This window comes from Natrinema versiforme JCM 10478 (assembly GCF_000337195.1).
GTDB lineage: Archaea > Halobacteriota > Halobacteria > Halobacteriales > Natrialbaceae > Natrinema > Natrinema versiforme.
Genome location: NZ_AOID01000047.1, coordinates 12,738 through 38,641 on the forward strand (window position 1 = coordinate 12,738; position 25,904 = coordinate 38,641).

Annotated in this window: 27 protein-coding genes; 13 read left to right on the forward strand and 14 right to left on the reverse strand. The window is 65.5% G+C overall.

The window, feature by feature from the left end:
• Window positions 1-226: 226 nt before the first annotated feature.
• Window positions 227-1,138, reverse strand: a complete 912-nt coding sequence (locus C489_RS14715; protein WP_006432105.1) for an alpha/beta fold hydrolase — start codon at window positions 1,136-1,138, stop codon at window positions 227-229.
• Between the two features lie 461 nt (window positions 1,139-1,599).
• Here C489_RS14715 and C489_RS14720 point away from each other — a divergent pair, with 461 nt between their 5' ends.
• Together C489_RS14720 and C489_RS14725 are read left to right on the forward strand one after the other, a co-directional pair.
• On the forward strand, window positions 1,600-1,938 hold the full coding sequence (locus tag C489_RS14720; protein ID WP_006432106.1) for a DUF7130 family rubredoxin-like protein: 339 nt from the start codon (window positions 1,600-1,602) through the stop codon (window positions 1,936-1,938).
• A gap of 179 nt (window positions 1,939-2,117) precedes the next feature.
• Window positions 2,118-3,026 (forward strand): ketopantoate reductase family protein, encoded by a 909-nt coding sequence (locus tag C489_RS14725; RefSeq protein ID WP_006432107.1) that lies wholly within the window; start codon window positions 2,118-2,120, stop codon window positions 3,024-3,026.
• A gap of 118 nt (window positions 3,027-3,144) precedes the next feature.
• Here the strand turns inward: C489_RS14725 and C489_RS14730 are convergent, their stop codons facing one another.
• Window positions 3,145-3,510, reverse strand: coding sequence for a NifU family protein (locus C489_RS14730; RefSeq protein WP_006432108.1), 366 nt, complete (start codon window positions 3,508-3,510; stop codon window positions 3,145-3,147).
• Window positions 3,511-3,600: 90 nt separating this feature from the next.
• A complete protein-coding gene (locus C489_RS14735; protein ID WP_006432109.1) occupies window positions 3,601-3,918 on the reverse strand; it encodes a DUF5783 family protein in 318 nt (105 codons plus the stop codon).
• A 217-nt stretch (window positions 3,919-4,135) separates the two neighbouring features.
• Here C489_RS14735 and C489_RS14740 point away from each other — a divergent pair, with 217 nt between their 5' ends.
• Window positions 4,136-4,525 carry a hypothetical protein gene (locus C489_RS14740; protein ID WP_006432110.1) on the forward strand — a complete coding sequence of 130 codons (390 nt, stop codon included), beginning with the start codon at window positions 4,136-4,138 and terminating at the stop codon, window positions 4,523-4,525.
• Between the two features lie 45 nt (window positions 4,526-4,570).
• On the opposite strand, the gene C489_RS14745 is transcribed toward C489_RS14740, so the two are convergent.
• On the reverse strand, window positions 4,571-5,371 hold the full coding sequence (locus C489_RS14745) for a DUF7260 family protein (RefSeq protein ID WP_006432111.1): 801 nt from the start codon (window positions 5,369-5,371) through the stop codon (window positions 4,571-4,573).
• A complete protein-coding gene (locus tag C489_RS14750) occupies window positions 5,368-6,300 on the reverse strand; it encodes a DUF7551 domain-containing protein (protein WP_006432112.1) in 933 nt (310 codons plus the stop codon). Before C489_RS14750 ends, C489_RS14745 begins: the two co-directional genes overlap by 4 nt.
• 1,094 nt (window positions 6,301-7,394) lie before the next feature.
• Here C489_RS14750 and C489_RS14755 point away from each other — a divergent pair.
• A complete protein-coding gene (locus tag C489_RS14755) occupies window positions 7,395-8,150 on the forward strand; it encodes a PHP-associated domain-containing protein (RefSeq protein WP_006432113.1) in 756 nt (251 codons plus the stop codon).
• Window positions 8,151-8,184: 34 nt separating this feature from the next.
• Here C489_RS14755 and C489_RS14760 read toward each other — a convergent pair whose 3' ends face one another.
• From C489_RS14760 to hemC, 4 genes are all read right to left on the reverse strand, one after another.
• The gene (locus C489_RS14760; RefSeq protein ID WP_006432114.1) at window positions 8,185-9,723 is read right to left on the reverse strand and encodes a DHH family phosphoesterase; all 1,539 of its coding nucleotides are present in this window, start codon (window positions 9,721-9,723) and stop codon (window positions 8,185-8,187) included.
• A gap of 89 nt (window positions 9,724-9,812) precedes the next feature.
• The gene (locus tag C489_RS14765; protein ID WP_006432115.1) at window positions 9,813-10,556 is read right to left on the reverse strand and encodes a uroporphyrinogen-III synthase; all 744 of its coding nucleotides are present in this window, start codon (window positions 10,554-10,556) and stop codon (window positions 9,813-9,815) included.
• A gap of 2 nt (window positions 10,557-10,558) precedes the next feature.
• Window positions 10,559-11,356, reverse strand: a complete 798-nt coding sequence (cobA, locus tag C489_RS14770; protein WP_006432116.1) for a uroporphyrinogen-III C-methyltransferase — start codon at window positions 11,354-11,356, stop codon at window positions 10,559-10,561.
• Between the two features lie 14 nt (window positions 11,357-11,370).
• On the reverse strand, window positions 11,371-12,513 hold the full coding sequence (gene hemC, locus C489_RS14775; RefSeq protein WP_006432117.1) for a hydroxymethylbilane synthase: 1,143 nt from the start codon (window positions 12,511-12,513) through the stop codon (window positions 11,371-11,373).
• Window positions 12,514-12,696: 183 nt separating this feature from the next.
• Here hemC and C489_RS14780 point away from each other — a divergent pair, with 183 nt between their 5' ends.
• The 4 genes from C489_RS14780 to C489_RS14795 all read left to right on the forward strand — a co-directional run bounded on the left by C489_RS14780 (window position 12,697) and on the right by C489_RS14795 (window position 16,482).
• Window positions 12,697-13,062 carry a group I truncated hemoglobin gene (locus tag C489_RS14780; protein WP_006432118.1) on the forward strand — a complete coding sequence of 122 codons (366 nt, stop codon included), beginning with the start codon at window positions 12,697-12,699 and terminating at the stop codon, window positions 13,060-13,062.
• Between the two features lie 209 nt (window positions 13,063-13,271).
• A complete protein-coding gene (locus C489_RS14785; protein WP_006432119.1) occupies window positions 13,272-15,590 on the forward strand; it encodes a nitric-oxide reductase large subunit in 2,319 nt (772 codons plus the stop codon).
• Between the two features lie 122 nt (window positions 15,591-15,712).
• Window positions 15,713-15,928: a hypothetical protein gene (locus C489_RS14790; RefSeq protein WP_006432121.1), complete on the forward strand. Its 216-nt coding sequence runs from the start codon at window positions 15,713-15,715 to the stop codon at window positions 15,926-15,928.
• Window positions 15,916-16,482 (forward strand): sensor histidine kinase, encoded by a 567-nt coding sequence (locus C489_RS14795; RefSeq protein ID WP_006432122.1) that lies wholly within the window; start codon window positions 15,916-15,918, stop codon window positions 16,480-16,482. The genes C489_RS14790 and C489_RS14795 overlap by 13 nt, the downstream gene beginning before the upstream one ends.
• A 90-nt stretch (window positions 16,483-16,572) precedes the next feature.
• Here C489_RS14795 and hemL read toward each other — a convergent pair whose 3' ends face one another.
• From hemL to hemB, 3 genes are all read right to left on the reverse strand, one after another.
• Window positions 16,573-17,922: a glutamate-1-semialdehyde 2,1-aminomutase gene (gene hemL, locus C489_RS14800; RefSeq protein WP_006432123.1), complete on the reverse strand. Its 1,350-nt coding sequence runs from the start codon at window positions 17,920-17,922 to the stop codon at window positions 16,573-16,575.
• A 265-nt stretch (window positions 17,923-18,187) separates the two neighbouring features.
• The gene (locus C489_RS14805) at window positions 18,188-19,861 is read right to left on the reverse strand and encodes an ammonium transporter (protein ID WP_006432124.1); all 1,674 of its coding nucleotides are present in this window, start codon (window positions 19,859-19,861) and stop codon (window positions 18,188-18,190) included.
• Window positions 19,862-20,357: 496 nt separating this feature from the next.
• Entirely contained in the window at window positions 20,358-21,371 is a 1,014-nt protein-coding gene (gene hemB / locus C489_RS14810; RefSeq protein ID WP_006432125.1) for a porphobilinogen synthase, read from the reverse strand.
• A 247-nt stretch (window positions 21,372-21,618) separates the two neighbouring features.
• On the opposite strand from hemB, the gene C489_RS14815 reads away from it, so the two are divergent.
• The 4 genes from C489_RS14815 (at window position 21,619) to C489_RS14825 (ending at window position 24,351) form a co-directional block, all read left to right on the forward strand.
• Window positions 21,619-22,791 (forward strand): MFS transporter, encoded by a 1,173-nt coding sequence (locus tag C489_RS14815; protein WP_006432126.1) that lies wholly within the window; start codon window positions 21,619-21,621, stop codon window positions 22,789-22,791.
• Between the two features lie 106 nt (window positions 22,792-22,897).
• On the forward strand, window positions 22,898-23,047 hold the full coding sequence (locus tag C489_RS22245; protein ID WP_169331190.1) for a hypothetical protein: 150 nt from the start codon (window positions 22,898-22,900) through the stop codon (window positions 23,045-23,047).
• 64 nt (window positions 23,048-23,111) lie between these two features.
• Window positions 23,112-23,912 (forward strand): TrmB family transcriptional regulator, encoded by an 801-nt coding sequence (locus tag C489_RS14820; protein WP_006432127.1) that lies wholly within the window; start codon window positions 23,112-23,114, stop codon window positions 23,910-23,912.
• Window positions 23,913-24,027: 115 nt separating this feature from the next.
• Window positions 24,028-24,351, forward strand: a complete 324-nt coding sequence (locus C489_RS14825) for a 4Fe-4S dicluster domain-containing protein (RefSeq protein ID WP_006432128.1) — start codon at window positions 24,028-24,030, stop codon at window positions 24,349-24,351.
• A gap of 6 nt (window positions 24,352-24,357) precedes the next feature.
• On the opposite strand, the gene C489_RS22250 is transcribed toward C489_RS14825, so the two are convergent.
• Entirely contained in the window at window positions 24,358-24,522 is a 165-nt protein-coding gene (locus C489_RS22250) for a DUF6757 family protein (protein ID WP_006183007.1), read from the reverse strand.
• 56 nt (window positions 24,523-24,578) lie between these two features.
• On the reverse strand, window positions 24,579-25,358 hold the full coding sequence (locus C489_RS14830) for a PHP domain-containing protein (RefSeq protein ID WP_006432129.1): 780 nt from the start codon (window positions 25,356-25,358) through the stop codon (window positions 24,579-24,581).
• 157 nt (window positions 25,359-25,515) lie between these two features.
• Here C489_RS14830 and C489_RS14835 point away from each other — a divergent pair, with 157 nt between their 5' ends.
• On the forward strand, window positions 25,516-25,803 hold the full coding sequence (locus tag C489_RS14835; RefSeq protein WP_006432130.1) for a DUF5789 family protein: 288 nt from the start codon (window positions 25,516-25,518) through the stop codon (window positions 25,801-25,803).
• The last annotated feature ends 101 nt before the right edge of the window (window positions 25,804-25,904 follow it).

The window sequence follows — 25,904 nt, forward strand, 5'->3', positions numbered from 1 at the left end:
AAATTTTGCTCTGCGGGCCGCCTATGGCGGCCCTCGGCAAAATTTAGTATAAAAGCACTCCTCCTTCCGTTCGCTCGCGCTGCTCGCTCACATCAGTCGTCGGCCCGCTCGCTCCCTGCGGTCGCTCGCGGTCGGAATCGGGTAACCGCCTGCCTTTCCCCGGGTCACGCGGTTCGCCGCGAGTGCGGCGAACGCGCGTTCCCGGCCACTATAACTCGATCACTTATTAATCGCCGCTGGCTCGAGTCACGCCGGGCATTCCGTCCTTGGTGTACTGCGGCGTCGGCGAATATTCCGGGTCCGGCAGCCACTCGCGGAGCCGGTCGTTGAACTGCTCGGGTTGCTCTCGAGGCGTCCAGTGGCCGCAGTCGTCGAGCAGGGCCAGTTCGTTGTTCGGAATCCGGTCGGCCGCGCGGATCGACCACTCGGGGGGGACCAGCGGGTCCTGTTTCCCGTGGACGAGCAGCGTCGGGACCGACAGGGACTCGAGGTCGTCGACGAAGTTCGTCTCGACACGGCCGCTAAAGGAGAGTTCGTTGTCCTGAAATTCCTTGAAGGCCTGTATCGAGCCCGGTTCCATCAGCTTCCGTCTGGCGTCGTCGACGAAGCGGTCGGGCAACGCGTCGGCGTCGGCGACGAGCGAATCGAGGACCATGCGGACGCTTCGCGACGTAGTGCTGGCGGCGATCTTCCCGAATTCGGTCATTCCGGGCACTCGCGCCAGGGCCTTCCACGCGAGGGCGCTGGGGAGTCGCCCCCCGAGCCCGTAGCTGTCGACGAGCGCGAGCCGCTCGACTCGCTCCGGGTGCTCGAGCGCGTAGCCGAGCGCGACGCCGCCGCCCATCGAGATGCCAGCAAGCGAGACGCGCTCGAAGGGGAGCGTCTCGAGGAATCCCTCGAGGACGTCGATGTACGTCTCGACGGTGTGCGTGACGTCTCCCGTGCTGTTGCCGTACTCCGGCCAGTCCAGCGCGTAGACTCGATAGTCGTCTGCGAGGGCGTCGATCGTGTGTCGCCACGAGACGGTCGCGTCGTCGATCCCGGCCCCGTGACAGAGGACGACGGGCGGGCCGCTGGTCCCCGCGCGCCGGTAAGCGATTCGACAGTCGCCGACGGGTGCGATCCCGGTCCCGCTCATGATCGAATCACGTCGTCGTTTGCAGGGGCTCCATTCGTATGAGCACACGGATTGCGTCTGAGGGGTGCGATCGCCGAATCCCCCGACGGGACCGCGGCTTCCGATCTCGAGGTTCCCGAACTCCCCACGCACGGTCTTCCGTTCCCGATCGCCGCCACCGTTCGCTGCGACTCGAGGGAGGACACGCCGATCGACCGACGCTCGTCGAGCGCGCCGATGATGAGATGAATTATCATACCACGTGTCTCTCCGACGGGTGTATATTGTTTTCTATTACCGTGGTGTGTATTGTCACTCTACTGTGTCCTCGAACTGGGGATGCCTGTCACACGCACGCGCTCACGACTGTCGCAACCTAACCCACTGACGCGAAACCCCTCATCACGATCCCCGAGTCCTCGAGCGGCCGTTCGCACAATGCGCGCTGTGTCTTTATCGGCGTTGCCGGCGTGGACGTTTCCATGGTCGAGACTGGCGAGACACCGGCGAAGGAGGGCGACGAGGAGGCCGTCGAGGCAATAGAACACCTCAATTTCGGACAGACGGTCTACGACGAGGACGGAAACGAGATTGGGCGCATTCGCGGCTTCGAGCAGAGCGGGTTCTTCGCCACCACCCGCGAGGGTGCCGAAGCGATGAGCGTCGAGCACGCCCGCTCGGGGCAGTCGTTCGGCGAGGCGGAACTTATGTGGCGCTGTATGGAGTGTGGCGAGATGGGCGATATCGAGGGGGGGCTCCCCGACGAGTGTCCGAACTGCGGTACCGAACGCGAGGATCTGATGTACTGGACCGAGGACTGACTCGCGGCAGCGTCGATCGATACCAGTGTAGCTCACCCTCCGATTCTGTATACCGTAATAGGATTTATCATCCGCTATCAAACAGAATCGTGCGGGTAATTCGTACCTGCGACTAAGTGCCCATCTCCTGCGACTACCAGACGACAACCGTTTTTAGCCCGCTCGTGCCACCTCGAGCCATGGATATCGTCGTGTTCGGCGCAGGGAGTCTCGGCAGTCTCGTCGGCGGGCTGCTCGCGCGCGATCACGCGGTCACCCTCGTCGCTCGAGGGGCCCACGCAGCCGCCGTTCGCGAGTCGGGACTGCGCCTCGAGGGGGTCGGAGAAACCCATCCCGATCGCGTGTTTCCGGGGGCGACGACCGACGGAACGGGTCTCGAGGCAGACCTCGCGATCGTCGCGGTCAAATCGTTCGACACCGCCGCGGCGGCGGACGCGCTCGCGACGGGATCGTTCGACGCCGTGCTCTCGCTACAGAACGGGATGGGAAACGAAGCGACGCTCGCGGCGCGACTCGAGGTCCCAGTTCTCGCCGGCACGGCGACCTACGGCGCAATTTTGCGGGACCCGGGCGTCGTCAACTGTACCGGCGTCGGCGAGGTCGTGCTGGGCGCTCGCGACGGCGGCCCCTCGGATACCGCGGATCGGATCGGCGAGGCGTTCGCGGCTGCCGGCCTCGAGACGACCGTCGCCGAGGATATGCCCCGCCGCCTGTGGGAGAAACTCGCGGTCAACGCGGGAATCAACCCGGTGACGGCCCTGACCGCGACCGAAAACGGTGCGATCCTCGCGGACCCGGCTACCGACCTCGCACGCAACGCCGCCCGCGAGGCGGCACGCGTCGCTCGCGCCTGCGACGTCGCCCTGTCGGACCGCGACGCGCTGGCCGCGATGGAAGGAGTCGCCGAGGCGACGGCCGCCAACACGTCCTCCATGCGCCAAGACGTGCTGGGCGACCGCCGCACCGAAATCGACGCGATCAACGGCTACGTCGTCGATCACGCGGCCGATCACGGCCTCGAGGTGCCGACGAACCGGACGCTCGCGGCGCTGGTCAGGACGTGGGAACGCGGTCGCGACGTGCGGTGATCGGTCGTCGCTTCTCGCGGCGATCAGATACTGGGTGTCCGCATCCGATCACGACCAGCGCCAATGCTATGCGGCTAAAATAGCAAAACCGTCGGTTTGGAACCGCGTGGACGAGGCGTTAGAACGGTGCTTCCGGGCCTTCGTCAGCTTCGCCGCCGTCGTCGTCGACGGTCTCGCCGGGGAAGGAGGGACTCATGCCGCCCATCTCCTCTTCGCCGCCGTCCATCCCGGTGGAGGCGTTGACTTTCTCGACTTCCGGAATCTCCTTGACCATTCGGCTCTTGATCGCCTGAATCGTCATCGGCGAGATACCGCAGCCACTGCACGCGCCACCGAGGGCGATGCTGACTTCACCGGTCTCGCGATCGATGTCCTGAATCGCCGCGCTGCCGCCGTGCATCTGAATCTGCGGGAAGTTCCGTCGCAGGAAGTTCGTCACGCGGTCCTCGAGGTCGTCCCCGTCGTTCTGGGTCTCGGTGCTCATAGAAATCCATTGGGTATCAGCCCCCCTAAACCTTCCGTCCTCCATGTTCGGCTGCCGGCGGCCGCGACGCGCGGACCGCCGGAGTCCGGATTACTGAAACCCGAAGACGCGCTGCAGTTCGGTCTCGATCTCTTCGATGTGGGCCTCGAGTACCGTGTCGAACCGGTCTTCCTCGACGAGCACGCCGGAGACGCGTCCGTAGGGATCATCGGGGAGCTCGATGCGGAACTCGCCGTCGCCCTCGTAGAAAGGTTCGCTCTCGTTGAGGACTTGCTGGTCGATCGCGTGGACGAGCTCGGAGTCGTAGTTGTCGTTCATACGGTTGAACGCGTTCTTGTACGCCTGCTGCAGTTCGGGGAAGTAGTTGGCGTACTTGTCCTCGAACTTGTCGGGATCGAAGTCGGCCATACCGTAGCCCAACGGTAGCGACACTAAAAGTCGGACGATTGCCCCCGCTCGGAGGGGATTCGTTCGGACCGGCACACTGTCGGTAGGCTCGTATTGTGGTCGAAACCGACTCGAGGCGCGGAAACGTGACACGCCGCTGATGCTGTAGGGACTCCCTATATAGGAGCGTGCGCTTGCAAGCGGAACGGACACTCTCGCTCTGGGCGAAACCGACGCCATGGCTGCTGATCAGGACCCCATTCCGCGCGAGGCACTGCCGCCGAGATGGGGACTCGCCGAACTCCGACCCGATCGGTTCACCTACCGGCACAGCCGCCCACCGATCGAACTGATCGCGGAGATGACCGCCGCTGACCGCTCTCACCCAGGACTGGGTATCTGCCGGTGCTGGGAGCTTCGCTACCGGTACTTCCTCGCGGACCGAACGATCACCGAGTCGATCGGCCGCGTCTCGACCCAGCGGGCTGCCATCGACGGCTTGCTCGAGTGTATGCACCGCGTGCACGACACCGTCTCGGCGGCCGACGACGCGATCGAGGTCGGCGAAGTGCTCGACAGCGTCTCCCTCTCCGATCTCGTTCCGAACGGCTTGTCCCGGCCGAAATAGCCGACGCCGTCTCGATTCTCGATACCCTGTTTACGCCGAACCGCGTCACACGCGCCGTGTCAGGTGCGCTCGAACGGTTTCCTGACAGTCACCGCAGATCCCGTACAGCCGCGTGGCACTCGAGAGGATCGGATACCGGACCGAACACGCCGAGTAAAGCGATGCTACCACCGTCCGATACCGAGTCCCGCCCGGCCCGTAGCGATTCGTCGACCCGGTAAACTGGGCTTGCCGCGTCTCGGTCCGCGCCTCGAGTCGGTCCCGATAGGTCGCGAGCCGCTCGTGTTTCGCCCGCAGCGTCTCGAAGTCACACTGTAAGAGTGACTCCTCGGCCGTCGACTGCAGCCACGCGACGATCTCGTCGATTTCGTCGATCGCCGCCTCGAGCGTGTCCCGTTCGGTTTGTAGGGTCTCTTGGAGCGCCGTCACCTCCCGTTGTCTGTCCTCGATCTCCGCGAGCACGGCCCGTTTGAGCGGCGGCGTCCACCCGGTTTCGGTCGCGAGCGCGACGGCGATGTCCTCGGTCAACTCCGCCGCGATCGTCTCGGCGAGCGATTCCTCGTCCTCGAGGTCGGCGGTGCTGTGTGGCCGGACCGTTTCGGCGAACGCCTCCCGGACGGTGACACAGCGGTCTCCGGACATTTCAGGGGTCGATCTCTGTACGCCCGCCGTCGCCACCGGTGTCGCCGCGGTCGCCCGTTGAATTCCCGCCGACGCAGGGGTTTTCGCCGGCACCGCCCGCACGCGCTCCGCGAAGGCCTCGAAGGCGTCTCCGCGCTCCGCAACGGCGTCTTCCTCCATCTCGAGATGCTCGAGCGCCCGGTGGGCCGCCGTCGACCCGGTCATTGCTCCGCCTCCCGCGTACAGACGAGTCCGCCGGTCGCCTCCGTGTCGCTCGTCAGGACGAACTGCCAGTCGCCGTCACCGAGCGCGGTGACGTCGGTCACGCCGAGCGCCGCGGTCGACGTCGCCGAGCGACGGAGGATATCGATCCCGATCGGGAGCGTCGGGAACCGCCGTTCGCCGCACTCGATGGCGTACCCCCGTAGGGAGACGGTCCAGACGTCACCGGTCGCGCCGACCGAATCGCGTGTGAGACCGTACTCCCGGACCAGCGACAGCGAGTCGAGGAACGCGAGGCTCTCGTCGACCGGATCGTCCGCCGGCTCGACCGGCGAGAGGTTCGCCGCTGCCGCCTGCAGTACCTCGGTCCGCTCGGTCGCGCTCAACTGTGCCTCGAGTTCCGACGCCATCACCTCGAGGAGAACCAGACAGAGCGTGTTCCGATCGGTCGTCGCTTCGGCGGCGGCCATATACGTCTCCATGATCGCCCGCTCGGCGTCCTCGTGTTCCCGGGCCGAGAGCGACTCGAAGACGGCCCCCGAGACGTCGTGGCAGAAACTGATCATCGGATCGTCTCTGCCCTGCTGTGTTCCATTATTCGACGACTGTGCTTGGGTTTTCGGTCCTGCTCGAGCGCCAGTCCGGCGGTCGTCGTCGGTCTTTTCGTCTGCGGTGTCGGCCGCGTCGGCCGGCCGCTCCTGACAGGCGACCGGATCGTAGTAGGGTAACTGCGGATCGTACCGTCTCAGCGCGGCGCGGTACTGTTCGGTGGCCTGTGCGGCGTCGGCCGCATCGGTGCGGGTCGAAAATCGCTTGCCGGCGACCGGGACCGGCCGTTCGCCGGAGCGAGCGCAGACGACGTAGTACGACCCGTCGTCGCTGGCCAGCCGTTCGATGTGATGTCGAATCTCTCTGAGTGTGGTTCCGACCATGGTTCCTCTAGTCCGCCTCCGTCGCAGGTCCGCGCGGTTCGCCCTCGATGGAATGGTGTACTGGACACCCCTCGAGGGGCTCGTTCCGCGCGCTCGCCGACGGATCGGTTATTGTTTAGGCCAACCTAAAGCATGATAAGTCCATCGAAATTTAGGCTACCCTAATAATTCGTGGTGGCGGTCTGCCGCTCTCGTCGAACGGCGATTTGGTATATCGGAATGCGATTTATTGTTCGATGCGTGCAGATTCAGGTGCAAATACCTCACCTACGTTTCGGGCCGTAACTGCGACAGTACCCCGATTTCTGGGTTCACTCGAGCGAAGACCCACTCGGTGTCGTACCCGTTTGCGAACGTGCTGGTCGCCGGAAGGGTCGGCTATGTCGTCTCGTGGTTAGTGCAACTGTGAATTGGCTATCGAACTATGACCGGACCGCTCGAGCGAGATCATCTCGCCACTGGCATCTCACGAAGCGGCGAAACCGTCCTCGAACGCCGGGTGATCGATGCAGTCGTCGGGAGATACCTACCCCTGATGCAGTGGCGATACGACTCCAGCTACGAGGCGCCGCGACGACGAAACTCCTCGAGAGCAGAGCAGTTTCCACCATGCCGCGCTCACAGCCGCTCACCGCGCTCGAATCCCTCTGACCGATGCTCGAGTCGCCCGTTTTTCTTGTGGTCATTGAATCCGGGACGAACAGACGAGTATCGGTCCGTCACAGGCTACCCCCTCTCTGGGGGGCGGAGCTTGATTTCGATGGCGGGCTTTGGACTGCGTTCACTATCGGATTTGAGAGCGGAGACACTGTTACCGACTCACGATTGACTACTGATCGCCGATCGCGACTACGTCGGCAGTGCTCCCCCGTCGTTCCGACGGCAGATCGATCGAATATCTCTCATTTTCGGTGTCTCGCTGTGTGGCGCGTTCTGCCGCAGGTTCTCACGAGCGGCCGAGTCAGCTAACAAATCATATAATGCTATATTGAATGCCGGGCCGCGCGTACTGCCGGTCAACAGCACAGCGTTTATGCGCGACAACGAGCTATTGGTGGTAGCGACTTCCGCCGCACCTGATACCTGGCATCCCCATGACCACTCAGATTCCGTTCGCGATCGACTTTCACGTCCACTCCGACGACTCCTACGACGGACACGAACCGATCGAACTCATCCTCGAGCACGCCGACGACATTGGACTCGACGGCGTCGTCATCACTGACCACGACGAGATCGACGAATCACTCCGCGCCGCCGAGCTCGCTCCGGAGTACGGATTGATCGGCATCCCCGGCGTCGAGGTGTCGACCCAACAGGGTCACCTGCTGGCGATCGGCGTCGAAACGCGCCCCGAACCCGGCCGGCCGTTCATAGACACGGTCGAAACCGTCCGCGAACTCGGCGGCATCGCGATCGTTCCCCATCCCTTCCAGCGCAGCCGCCACGGCGTCCGGAAACGCCATATCGACGACGCTGACGCCATCGAGACCTACAACTCCATGGTCTTTACCGGCTATCGAAACCGGCGCGCTCGCACGTTCGCGGCGCGTCGTGAGTATCCCCAGATCGGGGCCAGCGATGCCCACTATTTGCCGAACGTCGGCCAAGCCTTCACCGAGGTTCTCGTCACCCCCGACACGGCGAACCCAACGAAGGCCGATATCGACGGCGACGATCTCGTCGACGCGATCCTCGAGGGTCGGACCCAGATCCACGGCAAGCGCACGCCGATCCGGAAGAGCGCGGTTCAGTACGGGAAGGGTGCGGTGCGGAAGACGGCGTACCTGTTCACGTCGCGCGCACCGCTGCTGCCGACGGTGCCGGCCTCGATGGATAGATCGACATAATCGAGTCTCAAGCCGACGACTCACCGAACTGTGGCTATGACGAGAGTTGTTCGCCGACGATTTCGTCTGCGCGCTCGACGAACGCTTTTTCCTGCCCTTTCGGCACCGTCGCCCCTGCTGCGACGTCGTGGCCGCCGCCGTCGCCACCGACGGCGCGGGAGGCTTTCCCCATCACGGCCGAGAGGTCGAGTCCCTGCCGGACGAGCGAGTGGGTACCTCGCGAAGAGACCTTGGTCTCCTCGTCGTTCTTTTCGGCAAAGGCGATGATCGGCTTCGAGCGGCTGATCCCCTGATTGCCCATCGCCATACCCGCGACGATGCCGACGATGGTCTCGCGGATCTCGTCGCCTGCGTGGAACCACTGGACGTGGTCCTCTTGGGTCGCCCCCTCGCGGGTGACGAGATCGATTCCGTTCGAGAGGTTCCGCCGGTGCTCACGCAGGAGTTGTCGCGCGCGCTCGAGCGCGCCGTCCCGATCGCCGAGACAGACGCCGAGCCCCACGTCGGCCCGCTCGTAGCGAGCGGTCGCGTTCAGCAGTGTCGAGAACTCGCTCGCATCCCGGAGTTCGGTGCCGACGGGTTCCTCGCTCAGGACGTAGGCCGTACTCACGAGTTGGTCGATCTTTTTCGCGGGGACGCCGCTCGAGACGGCCCGTTGGACGAGCGCGCTGGCGACGGTCTGTTTTTCGTCCTTTGTCAGTCCGGCCCAGCGCCGCCACTCCCCGTCGCGTTTCAACTCGAGATCGAGGCCGTCGAGGAATCGCAGCGCGCCGTTTTCGTCGTTCGAGATCCCCGGAATGTGAACGTCGGTCGCGTACTCGAGCAGTTTCGGGAGCGGTCGGGTCTGTTTGCCGTAGAGCGCGAGGTCCTTCCCCGTCTCGAGGACGCCAGCGTCGACGCCCTCCTCGACGATACCCGCGTTCGCGCCGTGGAGTTCGCCGCCCGAGGCCTGCATGTCGCCGACCGCGCCGACGACCGCGAGCGCGGCGAGGTCACGGTTGTCCGCGCGGGCGTTCGCGGCCCCCGACGCAGTGACGATACCACCGTCGGAGCGGGGCTCCGACGAGGTTCGCCTCGTTTGACTCGGCTCACCCCCATCCGCTGCAACTGAGGGGTCCAGTTCGTCGTCAGAGACCGCCGCGAGCGCCCGCGCGAGGACGTAGCTCGCCCCGGCTCCGGAAAGCTCCGAGGCCCCGTTGATTCCGAACAGCAGCGGGTTGAGGTGGAACTCCGTCTCCCGGTCGGCGGGCTGGTGGTGGTCCGCGATGACTGGCGTGAAATCGCCCGCGTCTTCGTGGTCGCCGATGATATCGAGTTGGCCGCTCCCGAAGTCGGTGAAGAGCACGGTGTCGTAGTCAGTCGCCGCGATCGCGGTGACCGCGTCCTCGTCGAGTTGCTTCTCGAAGACCGTCTCGAAGGGAATCGCCGCCCGCTCGAGGGCCTGTGCGGCGATCGCGGCGCTGGTGAGTCCGTCGGCGTCGATGTGCGACGCGAGCAACACGCGATCGGCTGCGCACAGCCGATTTGCACACGCTACCGCGCGATCTTCGAGTTCGGGAACCGGCCCTGCCATCGGGGAACAGTGGGGCGGCTTCGCTCATAAACCCGCGGATCGGTCGACACGTCGCTCGAGCGGAGGAAAGCGGCGAGAAAACGCGGTCGTTACTCCGTTGGAACCGGCGTCGCCGCGAGCGTCTCCCGTGCGAGCGTCTCGAAGGTCGCTTCCTCGGGCACTACGTCGACGTCGATCCCCTGTTCGGCCGCCGTTTCGGCCGTCGGCTCGCCGATGACGCCGACGGTCGCGTCCGCGAGTCCCGCGAGCGCGTCCTCGCGGATCCCCCGTTCGGCGGCGGCCTCGAGGAAGTGCTCGACGGTCAGCGACGAGGTGAAACAGGCCGTGTCGAGGTCGCCGTCGGCGGCCAGTTGCGCCGACTCACCGCTGCCTTCGGGGCGGACCAGCCGGTAGAGGATCGTCTCGTGGACGTACGCGCCGGCGTTCTCGAGTCCCTCGAGCAACACCGGACTGCCGTGGTCGCTGCGGGCGACCTCGACGCGCGCGCCGTCGACGGCATCCGAAAGCGCTGCAACCAGCCCGCTCGAGGTGAACTCCTCGGGGACGAGATCGACCGCGTACCCCTCCTCGCGGAGCGCGTCGGCCGTCGCGGGGCCGATCGCACAGACGGTCTCGCCGCTCGGCTCCCAGCCCGCTGCGGAGACGAGTTCGGCCCCGGTCTTGCTCGTGAAGACGACGTAGTCGGCGTCGGTCCGGGGCGTCGCGTCGGTCGCCTCGACAGCGAGCATCGGGTCCGGAACCGGCTCGGCACCGAGGTCTGCGAGCAACTCCCGGGCTCGCTCGAGGCGGTCGTCGTCGGGGCGGAAGACGGCGACGGTGGGCGCGTCGCTCATCGTTACTCCCCGCCCTCGGCCGCGCCGTAGTCGTTTTGCAGGAAGTCGACCACCGACTCGCGGGTCCCCGCCACGTCGCCGATCACGGTCACCGCGGGCGGCGAGATCCCCGCCTCGTCGCGGGCGTCGACGATGGTCTCGAGGGTGCCCGTCGCGACCTGTTGGCCCGGCCACGTGCCGCGCTCGACGAGCGCGACCGGCGTTTCGGGGGCCATCCCGGCCTCGCGCAGCGCTTTGGTGTAATCCGGAAGGCGGCCGACGCCCATCAGGACGACGATGGTGCCGCCGGTCGCGGCCAGCGCGTCCCAGTCGACCGCGGACTCCTCTTTGGTGGGGTCCTCGTGGCCCGTGACGAAGGAGACCGAGGAGGCGTGATCGCGGTGTGTCACCGGGATGCCGGCCACCGCAGGCGCAGCGATCGCCGAGGTGACGGCGGGGACGACCTCGAAGGGAACCTCGCGGGCCGCCAGATACTCGGCTTCCTCGCCGCCGCGGCCGAAGACGAAGGAGTCGCCGCCCTTGAGCCGGACGACGGACTTGCCCTCGCGGGCGAGTTCAACCAGTCGCTCGTTGATCTCGGACTGGGGCGTGCGCTCGCCCCCGGCGCGCTTGCCGACATCTTCGCGGCGGTCCTCGGGGAGGGTCTCGATGATCTCCGGACCGGGAAGCTTGTCGTGGAGGACGACGTCCGCGGCCTCGAGCAGGCGCTTTGCCTTGACGGTCAGCAGGTCGGGGTCGCCGGGGCCGCTGCCGACGAGATAGACGGTGCCCGGTTCGGCGTCGATGGTGTCTCCTGACATTCGGTACTCGCTAGCTACTTCCCCTCGGGCTTATTTTCCTCGGAGACGCCCTCGTCGCCGTCGTCATCGGCGTCCTCCCGGGCCGCCGCGATCAGGTCCGCCGCGCCGCGGTCCGCGAGATCGCGCGCAAATTGGCGGGCGGCCTCCGCGTGGGTCTCGACGGGCAGGTCCCGGCTGCCGGTCACCGACTCCTCGCCGTCGCGGTCGAAGACGCTGACGGTCGTGTGGACGTACTCGCCCTGCAGGATCGCGTAGATGCCGACCGGGGCGATACAGCCGCCGCCCAGTTCCGCCAGCACCGTCCGTTCGACGGTCGTCTCGACGCGACTCCGCGGGTGGTCGATCGCGGTCTGGATATCGCGGGCCGTCTCGTCGTCCCGTGCGGTCACCGCGAGCGCCCCCTGTCCCGGCGCGGGGACGAACGTCTCCGTCGGGAGTTCCTGATACTCGACGTAGTGGGCGAGCCCGCTGCGCTCGAGGCCCGCCTGCGCGAGGACGATCGCGTCGTACTCCGTCTCGACCTCGCGGCCGAGCGCGCCCTTCTCGAGTTCCGAGAGGTCGTCGAACCACTCGTCGGTGGTGCGGTCGTACTCGGGTTCGAAGTCCTCGTCGCCGGTGTTTCCCTTCCGTTCCTTGTCCGCTTCCGTCCGTTCCTGATGCTCTGCCTGTAGCGCGGGCGCGAGCAGCTTTTCGATGCGCGTATCGACGTTCCCGCGCAGGGGCTCGACCGTGAGGTCGTCCCGCTCGGAGAGGAGTTGCGCGCGCCGCCGGAGACTCGAGGTGCCGACGGTCGCGCCGTCGGGCAACTCCGAGAGCGTCGCGCCGTCGGGCGTGATGAGGACATCCCCCGGTCGTCCTCGCTCGGGCACCCCGGCGGTCACGAGTTCCTCGGGCTGTTCGGTCGGCATGTCCTTCATCGAGTGGATCGCGCCGTCGAGGTCGCCCTCGAGGACGCGCTCGTCGAGTTCGCGGACGAACGCGCCCGTCTTCCCGAGCCGGTGAATCAGTTCGTCCCGGATCTGGTCCCCCGTCGTCTCCACGGTCACGAGTTCGACCTCGTACCGGCGCTCCTCCAAGGCCTCCTGTACCAGGGCGGCCTGTCGCCGGGCGAGTGCGGACCCCCTCGTCGCCAGTCGCAGCGTCCCGCGCGTTCTCATAGACAGCAGTCGGAGCCTCGAGTATGAAAAGCGCACGCTTGTCCGACGGCGAGTGGGAGCCGCCCTCGTGGCACGTGAGCCGCCCGACCGCGCCGTTGGATTCGACGGGACTGATAAATGCCCGCCTTCGATCGAACTGGTTCGGACCGGATTTTATCCGTCTGACTTTAGTACACACGCCCGATGAGCGGAACCCTTTACGAACGACTCGGTGGCGAAGATGCGATCGCGGCCGTCGTCGACGAGTTCTACGACCGCGTCATGGCGGACGAACAGGTCGCAGGCTACTTCGACGATGTCGATATGCAGAAACAGCGCGCCCATCAGGCACAATTCATCAGTTCGGTCACCGGCGGCCCGGTCGAGTACTCCGGCGAAGAGATGGAGACCGTCCACGCGGACATGGGCATCACCCCCTCGGATTTCCAGGCGATCGCGACCCACCTCGACGATGCGCTCGTGGAGTTCGACGTCGGCGAAGACGACCGGGAGGCCGTCCTCGAGGAAATCGCGAGCTATCAGGGCGATATCGTCACCGCGGCCGACTGAGGTCTCGCCCGATCGCGTCGGCCGATCGAACAGTGCACGACAGTTCTTGGTACCGAGCGAGACAGCAGTTCTCCAGCCGAGACCGTACGGACGAGACGACCACGACCGTCCCGCCCCTAACTGCTGTCCCGAACTGGTTCGAACCTTTTTCCAGATCGTAGGAATTCACGGGCCGTTTGACGGGGCTTAGGGGTCGAGTTGGGACTGTCATGCAGATATCCAGAAAGCAACTCGCCGCCTTCCTCGTGACGATTTTCGTCGTGAATCTCATCGTCATGGGTGGCGGAGCGTGGCTATCCTACGCGAACGAACCGGAAATCCCCGACACGATCGTCGGTCCGGACGGCCAAACGGTCGCGACGGGCGACGACGTCCAGTCCGGGAAGGCGGTCTTCCAGGAGAACGGCTTGATGAATCAGGGTTCGATACTCGGTCACGGTAGTTACTACGACACCGACTACACCGCCAACGCGCTCGAGTTGAAGACCGAGCACATGCGCGAGTATTACGCCCAAGAGCGCCACGGCCAGGACTACTCGCAACTGAACGCGTCGATACAGGCCGGCATCGATCAGGAGGTCCGGCAGGAACTCCAGTCGAGCGAGTACGAACCCGAGCAGGTCGAGTACTCCGCCGCTGAGGTCTACGCTCACGAGCAGGTCCGCGAAGAGTACGTCGAGCGCTACCACGACGGCGACCGCGAGCGCGGCGTGCCCGCGGAACAGATCCCGAGTGTCGAGGAGGCCGAGGAGTTCGCCGACTTCGCGCTGTGGACCGCGTGGATCTCTCATACCGATCGTCCCGGCTCGGAGGCGTCGTTCACCAATGACTGGCCGTACTCGCCCGACGCGGGCAACGAGGCCGGCGGCCCGGTGATGACCTGGAGCGTCATCGCGATGGTGTTGCTGGTCGCCGGGGCGGGGGCCGCGATCTGGCTCTACCAGAGCATCGAACTCCCCGAACCCGAAGCCGCCGGTGTCTCGATCCCCCACCCGCGGGATATCGATCTCACGCCGAGCCAGCTGTTGAGTACCCGATTCGTCCTCATCGGCGCGTTATTGTTTGCTGCCCAGACGTTCCTCGGCGGCCTGCTCGCTCACTACTACGTCGAGCGCGACGGCTTCTTCGGTCTCAACGAGTTGATCGGGTTCGACATCCTCCAGTGGCTCCCGTGGTCGATCGCCCGGACGTGGCACGTCGACCTCGGCATCCTCTGGATCGCCACGATGTGGCTCGGTGCCGGACTCTTCCTCGCACCGCTGCTGACCGGTCGCGAACCGCCGAAGCAGGCCCGCTACGTCAAGGGACTGATCGGCGCGTTGCTCGTCGTCGCGGTCGGCGGATTAGCCGGCATCTGGCTGGGCATCAACAACGTCTTCGACGGCCAACTGTGGTGGCTGCTCGGCAACGAGGGACTCGAGTACCTCGAGATCGGCCGGGTCTGGCAGTTCGGCCTGCTGGTCGGCTTCCTCGGCTGGACCGCCCTCGTGGCCCGGGGCTTCAAGCCGCTGCTCGATCGCGAACCCCGCTACGGGCTGGCCCACATGATCGTCTACGCCGGCGGGTCGATCGGGCTGCTGTTCATCGCCGGCTTCCTCTACACGCCCCAGACCAACATCGTTACGACCGAGTTCTGGCGCTGGTGGGTCGTTCACATGTGGGTCGAGGGCGTCTTCGAGTTCTTCATCGTCGTCGTCATCGCGCTGACGCTGGTCTCGATGAATCTCTTGACGAAGAAATCGGCCGAGAAGGCGGTCATCTTCCAGGCCGCGCTCGTCATGGGCAGTGGCATCATCGGCGTCTCGCACCACTACTGGTGGGTCGGCCTCCCCGAAGCGTGGCTGCCCATCGGTAGCGTTTTCTCCACGCTCGAGTTCATTCCCCTGCTGTTCATCCTCTACGAGGCGCTCGGCCAGTACCGCGCGATGGACACCGCGGGGACCGACTTCCCCTACCGGATGGCCTTCTACTTTATCGTCGCCTCGAGCGTCTGGAACTTCTTCGGGGCCGGCGTGATCGGCTTCTTCATCAACCTCCCGCTGATCAGCTACTACCAGACCGGGACCTACCTCACCGTGGCCCACGCCCACGGCGCGATGTTCGGAGCCTTCGGCCTGCTTGCGATGGGGATGGCCGTCTACATCCTCCGGCTCACGACCCGCGACAGCCACTGGACGAACCGGCGGCTGCGCTGGTCGTTCTGGCTCTGTAACGTCGGGCTGGCGGCGATGATCTTCCTGTCGCTGCTCCCCATCGGCTTCCTCCAGCTCGAGACGGCCTTCACGCAGGGCTATGCCGCCTCGCGCAGTCTCGAGTTCTACAACGGCGGGCTGGTCCAGACGCTGTTCTGGCTGCGCATGCCCGGCGACACGCTCCTGATCCTGGGCGCGGTCGTCTTCGCGTGGGACGTCGCCGCGAAGCTACTCTTCCAGCGGAAGGCGACCGCCGAGGAGACGACCAGTCACGTCATCGCGGACCGCATCTTCGGCGACCGCGACACCGTCGACACGGTCAGCGACGACGACTGAGTCGCGGGTCGCGTTCGCAGTTCGTTTCTTTCGTTCCGTTCGATACCGCAATCCAGCCGAAACGGGGCAGCGAGGCCGCGATGGCCGGAACGGCTAACCGATTCGATTGTGACTCGCAGGGTATGCAACGGTCAGAGAACGCCACCGCTCCCTGTACGGACCGGATCCCGACGTATCTGATCGGGTTCGGTCTCGGACTGGCGTTCGTCGTCCTCTGTGAAATCGCGTTCCTCGTCGTCTCAGGCGACTCGGCGCCCGTCATCGACGGGCAGTTTCTGGTCGGGGCCGCCACTGGCTCGAGATCATCATCGACGAGTCGGAGGACATGTCGACCGTGATCGACGACGTTCGCGTGCTGTTACAGACGACCGAGCGGAACTACCGACCCGAGCCCGTCGACGCCTCGCGGGTGGTCGCCGACGAGATCCGCAAACTGGAGACCAAGTACGAGTCGGTCGTCGTCGAGGCGTCGATTCCGGAGCGCGCGACCGTCCGCGCCGACGACCTGCTCGCCCGCATTTTCCGCAATCTCCTCTCGAACGCGGTCGAACACAACGACGCCGCGACGCCGTGGGTTTCGGTGACGGCCGACCCCGGTCCCGACACCGTCCGCTTCGAGATCGCGGACAACGGCCCCGGCATTCCCGATTCGGAGCTCGATTCGCTCTTCGAGCGGGTCGAGAGGCGCGGGAGCACGCACGGGTTAGGGCTCTATCTGGTCTCTCGACTGACCGCCCGCTACGACGGAACCGTCGAACTCGCCGACACCGGCCCGGACGGAAGCCGCTTCGCGGTCGAACTCCCGGCGGTCTCGAGCGACGGAGACGCCGAACCGCTCGCAGGCGAGAACGCGTCGGCGACCGCGCCTGCCGAGACCACGCGGCCGCTGTGAACCGGCTACAGCGCTTCCTTGTAGGCCTCGAGGGTCTCCTCGACGTCGTCCTCGGTGTGGCCGTAGCTGACGAACTGGCACTNCGCGCCATCAGAGATGTGTATAAGAGACAGCCTCGAGGGTCTCCTCGACGTCGTCCTCGGTGTGGCCGTAGCTGACGAACTGGCACTCGAACTGGTTCTGTGAGAGGAAGACGTCCTGGTCTTTCATCTGCCCCCAGAAGATCCGTCGCCAGCGCTCGGTTTCGGCGTTTTTCACGTCGCCGGCGTTTTTGGGACTGTAGTCATAGCGCGGGCAGGTCGGGTCCTGCCGGCAGCCCGCCGGACACTGCTCCTCGAGCGAGTCCGGGCCCGGCCCCTCGCGCGTGAAGATGACCTTGAACATGCTGTCGGTGCCGGTGACGGTGTAGCTGGGAGCTTGATCCGCGACGATGTCAGTCAGTCCGCGGCGGAGCCGGTCACCGAGGCCGTTGACGTGCTCGTAGACGTCGTTTTCCGCGGCGAACTGCAGGGTCTCGAGGCCGGCGGCCATCGTGACGGGGTGGCCGGAGAAGGTGCCGGCTTGGAAGATGTCGCCGGAGGGGGTAAAGTGCTCGACGATCTCAGCGCGGCCGCCGATCGCGCCGACGGGGAACCCGCCGCCGATGATCTTTCCGAACGTGGTCAGGTCGGGCGTGACGCCGAACTCGCTTTGGGCACAGCCGAGCCCGCCGACGCGGAAGCCGGTGATGACCTCGTCGAAGATCAGCAAGGAGCCGTGCTCGTCGGTGATCTCGCGGAGGAACTCGTGGTACCCCTCCTCGGGGTAGACGATACCGTAGTTGCCCAGAATCGGCTCGGTGAGGACCGCGGCGATGTCGTCGCCGTGTTCCTCGAACACCTCGCGCATGGCGTCTTCGTCGTTAAAGGGCACCGGGAGCGTGTGCTCGGAGAACGACTGTGGAATCCCCGCGGAGGACGGCTTCGGATCGTCGGCGTCGCCCTCCACCAGCGTCGACTCCTGTGCGCCGTGGTAGCCGCCCTGCATGACGACGATCTTGTTCCGGCCGGTGTAGCCGCGCGCCAGTCGCACGGCGGACGTGGTCGCCTCCGTACCGGAGTTGACGAAGCGGATCTTCTCGACGCTCGGCACGTGGCGGACGACGAACTCCGCGAGATCGACCTCGACCTCGGTCGGGGTGCCGTACATCGGCCCCTCGCTGGCCTTCCGCTGGATCGCCGCCTGCACGGGCTCGGGCAAATCGTGGCCCAAAAGCAGCGGGCCGAGTCCCATCACCCAGTCGATATACCGGTTGCCGTCGGCGTCGATCACGTGACCGCCCTCGCCTTTCTGGACGAAGAACGGATAGGGTTCGATCGCCGCGCGGACCGCCGAGTTGACGCCGCCGGGCATCACCGACAGCGCCCGGTCGTACAGCTCGCGTGAGTTGTCCTCGGTCATGTGCGCCACTTCGGATTCGGACGGCAAAGTAGTACCGAGGTCCGTCTCCGAAGCGCTCGCTGCTCCGAACGTGTGCACCTCGAGGAATCGTCACGGACCGCGAGAAAAGCGACGCAATCACATCAAGTCCAGTACAGCGTCACACCATCGAACGCACGGAACTGCACTGGGTGTCGGCCGCGAGCCGAGACGGCCCCGGCCGACCGTGACGCCCGGTCGGACCGAGCGTCGATTCGCCGACGAATGGTTGCCAGTGGCCTCGAGCTTAGACGGCGTCGGGACCGGTCTTGCCGGTGCGGATCTGCGTCGCGCCCTCGACGGGCATGACGAAGATCTTGCCGTCGCCGGGTTCGCCGGTTTCCGCGCCCTCGCGGATGGCGTCGACGACCTCTTGGGCCGGGATGTCGGCGACGACGCACTCGATTTTGACCTTCTGGTGGAGGTCGACCGTGTACTCCTCACCGCGCCACTGGCCCTTCTTTGCGGGCTGGGAGCCGCGGCCGGAGACGTTGGTAACCGTCAGCGACGGTGCGCCGGCTTCGGCCAGTGACTGCTTGATATCGCCGAGTCGGTCGGGGCGAACGATTGCGGTGACCATCTTGATCTGGCCGTCGTTCGGCTCGCCACCATCGGCGCGGATGATTTCGTCGCCACCGTCGGTGGCGATGTCGGGTTCGCCGAATTCGGGGTAGGTGTCGACGCCGTGTTCGGAGACGTCGAGCCCGTCGCGTTCGTGTTCGGGCGAGACGCGGGCCTGTCCCATGGCCTTCAGCCCGCCGAAGACTGCCGCGGTTGCGACGACCGTCCAGACGGTGATTGCCACGACGCCAGCGAGTTGTGCGATGAACGCATTGGCGACGCTATCGACCATGCCCGGAGCGGCAACGAACGGGAACAGCAGCGTCCCGAGGACGCCCGCGGAGCCGTGGACGGGGAAGACCGCACAGACGTCGTCGATCTTGAGTCGCTGTTCGACGAAACCGAAGACGAGCGGCAGTTGTGCGCCGGCCAGCAGACCGACGACCATGGCACCCCACCACGCCGCGACGTCGGGAATCGCCGTGATGCCGACGAGCCCGGCCAGCAGGCCGTTTGCGACGTAGAGCGTGTCGACTTTGCCGGTTTTCAGGAGGGCGACTGCGCCGGAGCCGATGGCACCCATCGCCATCGCTAGCGTCGTCGTCAGCACGACGCGGCCGAGGACGGCCCCGTTGAACACCATGTCTCCGGCGCTGTTCTCGACGAAGATTCCCGCCGTCCCGACGTTGAACCCGTACCAGCCGAAGGCGAGGAGGAGGGTTCCCAGCACGGCGAACGTCATCGAGTGACCGGGAATGACGTTGACGCTGCCGTCACTGTTGTATCGGTCCATACGCGGACCGAGCACCCAGGCTGCGGTGAGACCGGCGATACCGCCCATACCGTGGACGATCATCCCGCCGGCGAAGTCCTGAAAGCCGGTTCCGAGGTATTCACCGATGTACGCACCGGACCACGTAATTCCAGTGACGACCGGGTAGATGACCGCCGCTAGCAGGACGGTGTACGCTACGTACGCGCGGAGTTTCGCGCGTCCGGCGACCGCACCGGAGACGATCGTCGCCGCCGTCATTGCGAAGACGGCCCCGTAAAACCAGCCGCTGGCCCAGGAGCTGGGATCGTTACCGGCGACCCAGTTGAAGCCGCCTCCGCCGACGAGGCTGCTTACACCGGCTCCGACGAGGAAGAACGCGACGACCCCGACCGACCAGGTCAGCAGATTCTTCGTCAGCTGGTTGGCGACGTTCTTCGATCGAACCTGACCGGCCTCCAGCATCGCGAAGCCCGCGTGCATGAAGAAGATCAGGAAACACACCACCAGGATCCACGTGTAATTGAGTGCATTGACGAGGACGCCAACGTCGGCGACCTCTCCGGACTGCAGAAGCGTCGGATCCATCAGACGTTCACCTCTCCGTTCCACGCAGCGCTGCATTCAGCGACCAAACGATCGTCCCCTTCCAGTGCAATTCCGTTCATGTTTGTCCTCCAAATCACGTTCGAGTCAGTTGTACTTGTTTCATTTAAGGGTTAGCGTTGACAGATCTGCAAAATAACGGGCGTAATAGGGTAATCCGTCCAAAGCTAAATCAGATCTAATGTGTATAAGGGTATTGAAAATCACGTCTTTTTCGAGCGACGGTTATATTCTACCCGTTTGTCAACCAGTGGTGAGCGGTCAAACCGTTCACAATCGGGATGATTACCGGTAGATTGCCGCTCGAGCGGGGCGTATCGGTGCCTCTCCGCTCGCGCGCGGCAGATATTGCCACCCCGGTTTGCGAGCCGGACTCGAGATTGACATTCGTCTAATCGCCGATCCTGTGTGGTGGAGAATGGTCGCTTCCCGAGCGTACGAGTCCGACCGAACCCGGCGACGGAAGACGCGCTCGTCCCTACAGCCGTTGTGCGACGTCCTCGGCGAAGTACGTCAGAATCAGATCCGCACCGGCCCGCTTGATCGACAGCAGCGACTCGAGGCCGACCGCCTCGAGATCGAGCCACCCCTTCTCGGCGGCGGCGTGGAGCATGGCGTACTCGCCGGAGACGTTGTAGGCGGCGACGGGGTGGTCGAACTCCCGGCGGACGGCGCTGATAATGTCCAGATACGGCAGTGCGGGTTTGACCATCATCACGTCCGCACCCTGCTCGGCATCGAGTCGGACCTCTCGCATGGCTTCCCGCGAGTTCGCGGGGTCCATCTGGTAGTGCCGCCGGTTACCGAACGAGGGCGCGCCGTCGGCGGCGTCCCGGAAGGGGCCGTAGAACGCGCTCTCGTACTTGGCCGCGTAGCTCATGATCGGGACGTGCTCGAACCCCGCCCCGTCCAGCGCCTCGCGGATGACCTCGACCATGCCGTCCATCATCCCGCTCGGGGCCACCATGTCCGCGCCCGCACGAGCGTGGGACGTGACGATCCGCTTGAGGGCCTCGAGCGTCGCGTCGTTATCGACGGTCATCGTCGGTTCGCAAGCGGGGCCGTCCGCGTCGACGATGTCCTCGCTCCGTAACTCCTCCTCGAGCGGGCCGCAGTGCCCGTGGTCGGTGTACTCACAGAGACAGACGTCGGTGATGACGTAGGCGTCGGTCTCGCTCGTAATTCGGCGCAGCGCCTCCTGAATGACGCCGTCGTCGGCCCACGCGCGGCTTCCCTCGGGGTCTTTCGACGCAGGAATCCCGAACAGCATGATCGCCTCGACGCCGGTCTCGAGGACTTCCTCGACCCGACCGACGATCCCGTCGATCGGCACGCGGTCGTGGCCGGGCATCGACTCGATCGGCCGGCGTTCGTCGGTCGTCGCGTCGACGAAGACGGGTGCGATCAGGTCGGCGGGCTCGAGGCTCGTCTCGCTGACGAGGCCGCGAACGCGGTCCTGTCGGAGCCGTCGGGGGCGGTGAGTGAGATCCATAGCCGTGTATTCGACGGGAGTCGCAAAAGCGATGCGCTCGATGCCCCGCGGGTCGCGGCCGACCTGGCGGCGCGCTGTCAGTGCGTGGTGTCCCGCCGACGCTCGGCGATCTCCTGTCCCATCGAACTGCGATCCAGCACCGCCTGCCGAGAACAATACCCTCATCCGTCGGAATCGATGAACCACGAGTGATTGCCGCTTTCCGACGCGTGATGATTGTGATGACAGGACTCCTCGAGGTCGACTGATGCGCTGGCGATACAAGGAAACCGTCCTCGCGATGTGTACGCTCGCCTTCCTGGCGACGATGGCCGGCCGGCTGGTGATCAGCCCGGTGGTGCCACGGATCACCGCGGAGTTCGGCATCTCGAACTCGGTGATCGGCCTCGCGCTGACGGGAATGTGGATGGCGTACTTCTGCTCGCAGTTTCCCAGCGGCGTCTTCGCGGACAAGTACGGCGAGCGGCGGATCATTCTGGTCGCCGTCGGCGGGACGGCCGTCGCGAGCGCCTTCCTCGCGGTCGCGCCGCTGTTTCCGGTCTTCGTCGTCGGGACTGTCGCGCTCGGGGCCGTCGCGGGCCTCCACTACAGCGTCGCGACGTCACTGCTGACCCGTACCTATGACGAGATCGGGGTCGCGATCGGCGTCCACAACAGCGGCGGCCCGATTGCGGGGCTCATTGCGCCGCCGGTCGCCGCGTGGGTCGCAGTTCGGTACGGCTGGCGCGCCGCGATCGCGGTCGGCACCGTCGTCGCCGTGCCGATCTTCGTCCTGTTCGCCCGCTCGGTGCGGCCGACCGAACCCCAGCGGCCCGACCAACCGATGGCCTCGCGCTTCGAACTCGCGCCGCTCGTCGAACTGCTCTCCCGGCCGAAGATCGCCTTCACCTGCGTCCTCGCGATTCTGGGCGACTTCGTCTGGCAGGCGACCTCCTCGTTCCTGCCGACCTTCCTCGTCGCCTATCGCGGCCAGTCCGCGACGACGGCGAGTCTCGTCTTCGGCGGCTACTTCGTCGTCCAAGGGATCACGCAGGTCGGCGTGGGCGCGGCCTCCGACCGGTACGGCCGGGAGAGTTCCACGGCGGCCTGTATGGCGCTCTCGGTCGCCGGCTTCCTCCTGTACATCGCCGTTCCGGGAATCGTCTCCGTCGTCGCGGGGACCGTCCTCCTCGGGATCGGCCTCGGCTGGGGTGCGGCACTCTTGCCCCGGTTCATGGACGAACTCTCCGCGGCCGAGCGCAGCGCGGGGTTCGGACTCGTTCGGACCGTCTACGGCTTCGTCGGCGCGCTGGGGTCGGTGGTGACCGGTACGCTGGCGGATCTGTTCGGCTGGGGCGTCTCCTTTGGCTTTCTCGCCGCGTTACTCGCCGTCGTCTTCGCCGCACTGGCGGTCAACTGGGCGTTCTCGCTCGGCTACTAATTCCGGCTCGAGGCCCGTGCGGTTGTTGTTACGGCAGAAATAGGTGACCCGTGACTCCCGTCGAACTCGCAGGCTGCTTATGTGCTGTCCGGGCGAACTACGCTCCATGGAAGCACAGTCACGGCGGAAGGGCGCAGCGCGATGTACGGACTGTGGGAGGGCGCTCGCGGTCTGGGTCTCGTCGGACGGGATTCGGCCGATCGGGAGCACGGACGGCTGTCCCTGCGGCAGCACCTCCTTCCGAGTGTTCTCCTGAGTGATGTTAACGGGGCGGCGTTCGAAAGCCGCGCCCTTTCCCCCGTTCTGATCCTGTTCCAACCGTGTCGAACGCCGAGGAAGCGGTCTCCACCCTCGAGGAACTGGGGCTGACGGAGTACGAGTCCCGCTGTTTCGTGGCGCTCGTCCGCCTCTCGACGGGGACCGCCAAGGAAATCAGTCAGGTCGCGGATGTCCCCCGCTCGCGGGTGTACGACACCATCGAGCGCCTCGACCGGAAGGGACTGGTCAGCGTCCAGCAGACCGAACCGCGCCAGTACAAGGCCGTCCCGGTCGACACGGCGTGTCGGCGAATCCGCGAGGACTACGACTCCCGCATCAACGCCGCCGAGAACGCGCTCGGCCAACTCGAGGAGCCGGACTCCAAGGACGACGAGGGAATGTGGGCGATCACCCGGAAAGAACACATCACCGACCGCGTCGTGATGTTCCTCGAGGAAGCCGAGGGGACGGTTCACTACCTCGTTCCGGCGACGGAGGTCGTCGACCAGCAGATCCACACCGAGCTTCGGGCGGCCGCCGAGCGCGGCGTCAGCGTGTACATCGAGGTCGGGACGGATGACGACCGCGAGGAGTTCGCCAACGCGGTTCCGGGCGCGGACATCGAGGTGACCGCCGCTCTCCAGTCGACGAACGAGGTCTACGACGAGTGGCCGGCGCAGTTACTCATGGTCGACCAGCAAGCGATCGTCGCCGCCGGCATCAAGGAGAGCGACCTCCCCGACGTGGTCAACGAGATGGCGGTCTGGACCTACGGCCGCGATCACGGCTTTGCGGTCTGGATACGCGAACTGCTCGACGATCGGCTCGCGGAACACGACGACAACCGAACGACGGATAGCTGAGGGCTTCCCGTCTTCCGTGCTGAGTCCGATCGAAGCCGCTTCCTCGATCCGTCGGCTCCCGAACGCCGACGAGTACGCACTTTTAAGTACGCGACCCGCTTTTAATCTGCTAGCAATGGCCATAGACCCACAGTTCCACGAGAATCGCGATCAGGTCGACGAACACGAGGGACACTCGGTCTGGGGGCCCGTCGACGAGCCCGAGGAACTCGGGATCCACGGCACGCACGTCGCCGTCGACTTCGACATCTGTCTCGCCGACGGGGCCTGCGTCGAGGACTGCCCGGTCGACGTGTTCGAGTGGATCGACACGCCGGGTCACCCAGAGAGCGAAGAGAAGGCAGACCCCGCAAACGAGGTCCAGTGTATCGATTGTATGCTCTGTGTCGACGTCTGTCCGGTCGACGCCATCGACGTCGACGCCGGTCGAACGGCCTAACGCGCCTTATTCGGCGCGATCCACGTCGACTTTCTCCTTCAGGCTCTCGAGTCCGTCTGCCTCCGCGAGCTCTTGGAGCCGCTCCCGGAAGTGCTCCTCACAGAGGCCAACTTTGAGTCCGTCGGACTCCGCGGCGAAGGCAGCCTCGCGGTCGCAATAGTGGCAGTTCATACACCGTCGTATGGCCCACGATGCATTGAACCCTCCGCTAGCGGCCATGATTTGGGTTAGTCGGCTGTCAGCTCGAGTCGGTCGAACGCCTCGCGGGAGAGCCCGTCGACGCCGAGTCGCTCGTCGTGGGCGTCGCTGCCGCCGGTCGCGAGCAGGCCGTGGCGCTCGATCGCTCGCTCGACGGGGTCGCGATCGACCTCGCGACCATAGGGGTACTGCAGTTCGACGGCGTCGAGTTCTGCGGCCAGGGCGAGCGCGCTTTCGGGGTCGCGGTACCGCAACGGGTGGGCAAGCGAGACGAGCCGACACGACTCGGATAACGCCGCCTGCCCGCGCTCGAACGACGGGACCGCTCTGGGGACGTAACACGGACAATCGGAGCCGATGACGTGATCGAACGCGCCCTGATAGTCGTAGTCGGTTCCGGGATGGGCCTCGATCGCCCGCGCGATATGTGGCCGTCCGAACCCGCCGTCGATGGTCACGTCGAGATCGACGTCCAGCCGCGACTCCACGCAGTCGACGATCGCCCGGCCGCGCTCGATGCGATTCTCCTGAATCGTCCCGAGGATCGCCTCGAGTTCCGTGCTCGGCTCGAGGCCGTAGCCGAGCAGGTCGATCCGCTGTCCCCCTGGCGTCTCGACGCGCAACTCGATTCCGTGGAGCAGCGTCACGCCGTCGCGCTCGACGACCGGCCCGTCGAACGGCTGTACCCGATCGTGGTCCGTCACCGCGACGACATCGACGCCGCCGCGCCGGGCGGCGTCGGGGACGGCCTCGAGCTCGAGGCTCCCGTCCGAGCGCGTCGTGTGGACGTGTAAATCCGCATACGGCATACGGTATCCGAACGGGCCCGCTCGTAAAGGCGTTACTCCAATTTGCACCCGTCGCCCTCTATCTCTAGGGGACTATTAGGTGTATAAGGTATCCAGTGCTACTAGGAAACATACGTGGACAATGTTTATAATTATCGTTCACAGAAGATAGGGTGTAATGCTGCTCAACGGCACCGGCGATGTCATCGACGACCACGAGTACCCCGCCACGACCGAGGAACTGATCGAGGAGTACGGCGACCGTACCCTCGAACTCCCGAACGGTAGCGAGACGGTCGCCGATGTACTCGCCCGCCTCGAGTCCGAAACCTTCGACAACGCCGAGGACGCGCGCTTTGCCGTCTACTCCGCCGTCAGCAACAAGGCCATCGGCCGCGTCGGCTACAGCGACCGCGATCCGACCCCGGTCGGCAGCCCGTACTCGCCCGACGCGGTTTCGTTCTAGGGAACGAAGTTTTTTCACGGGGTCCTCACTCGCTTCGCTCGCTCGAACCCCGCCAAAAAAATTCGATTAAAAAAGGCCGAGCGCGCCAGCGGCGCGCTCGG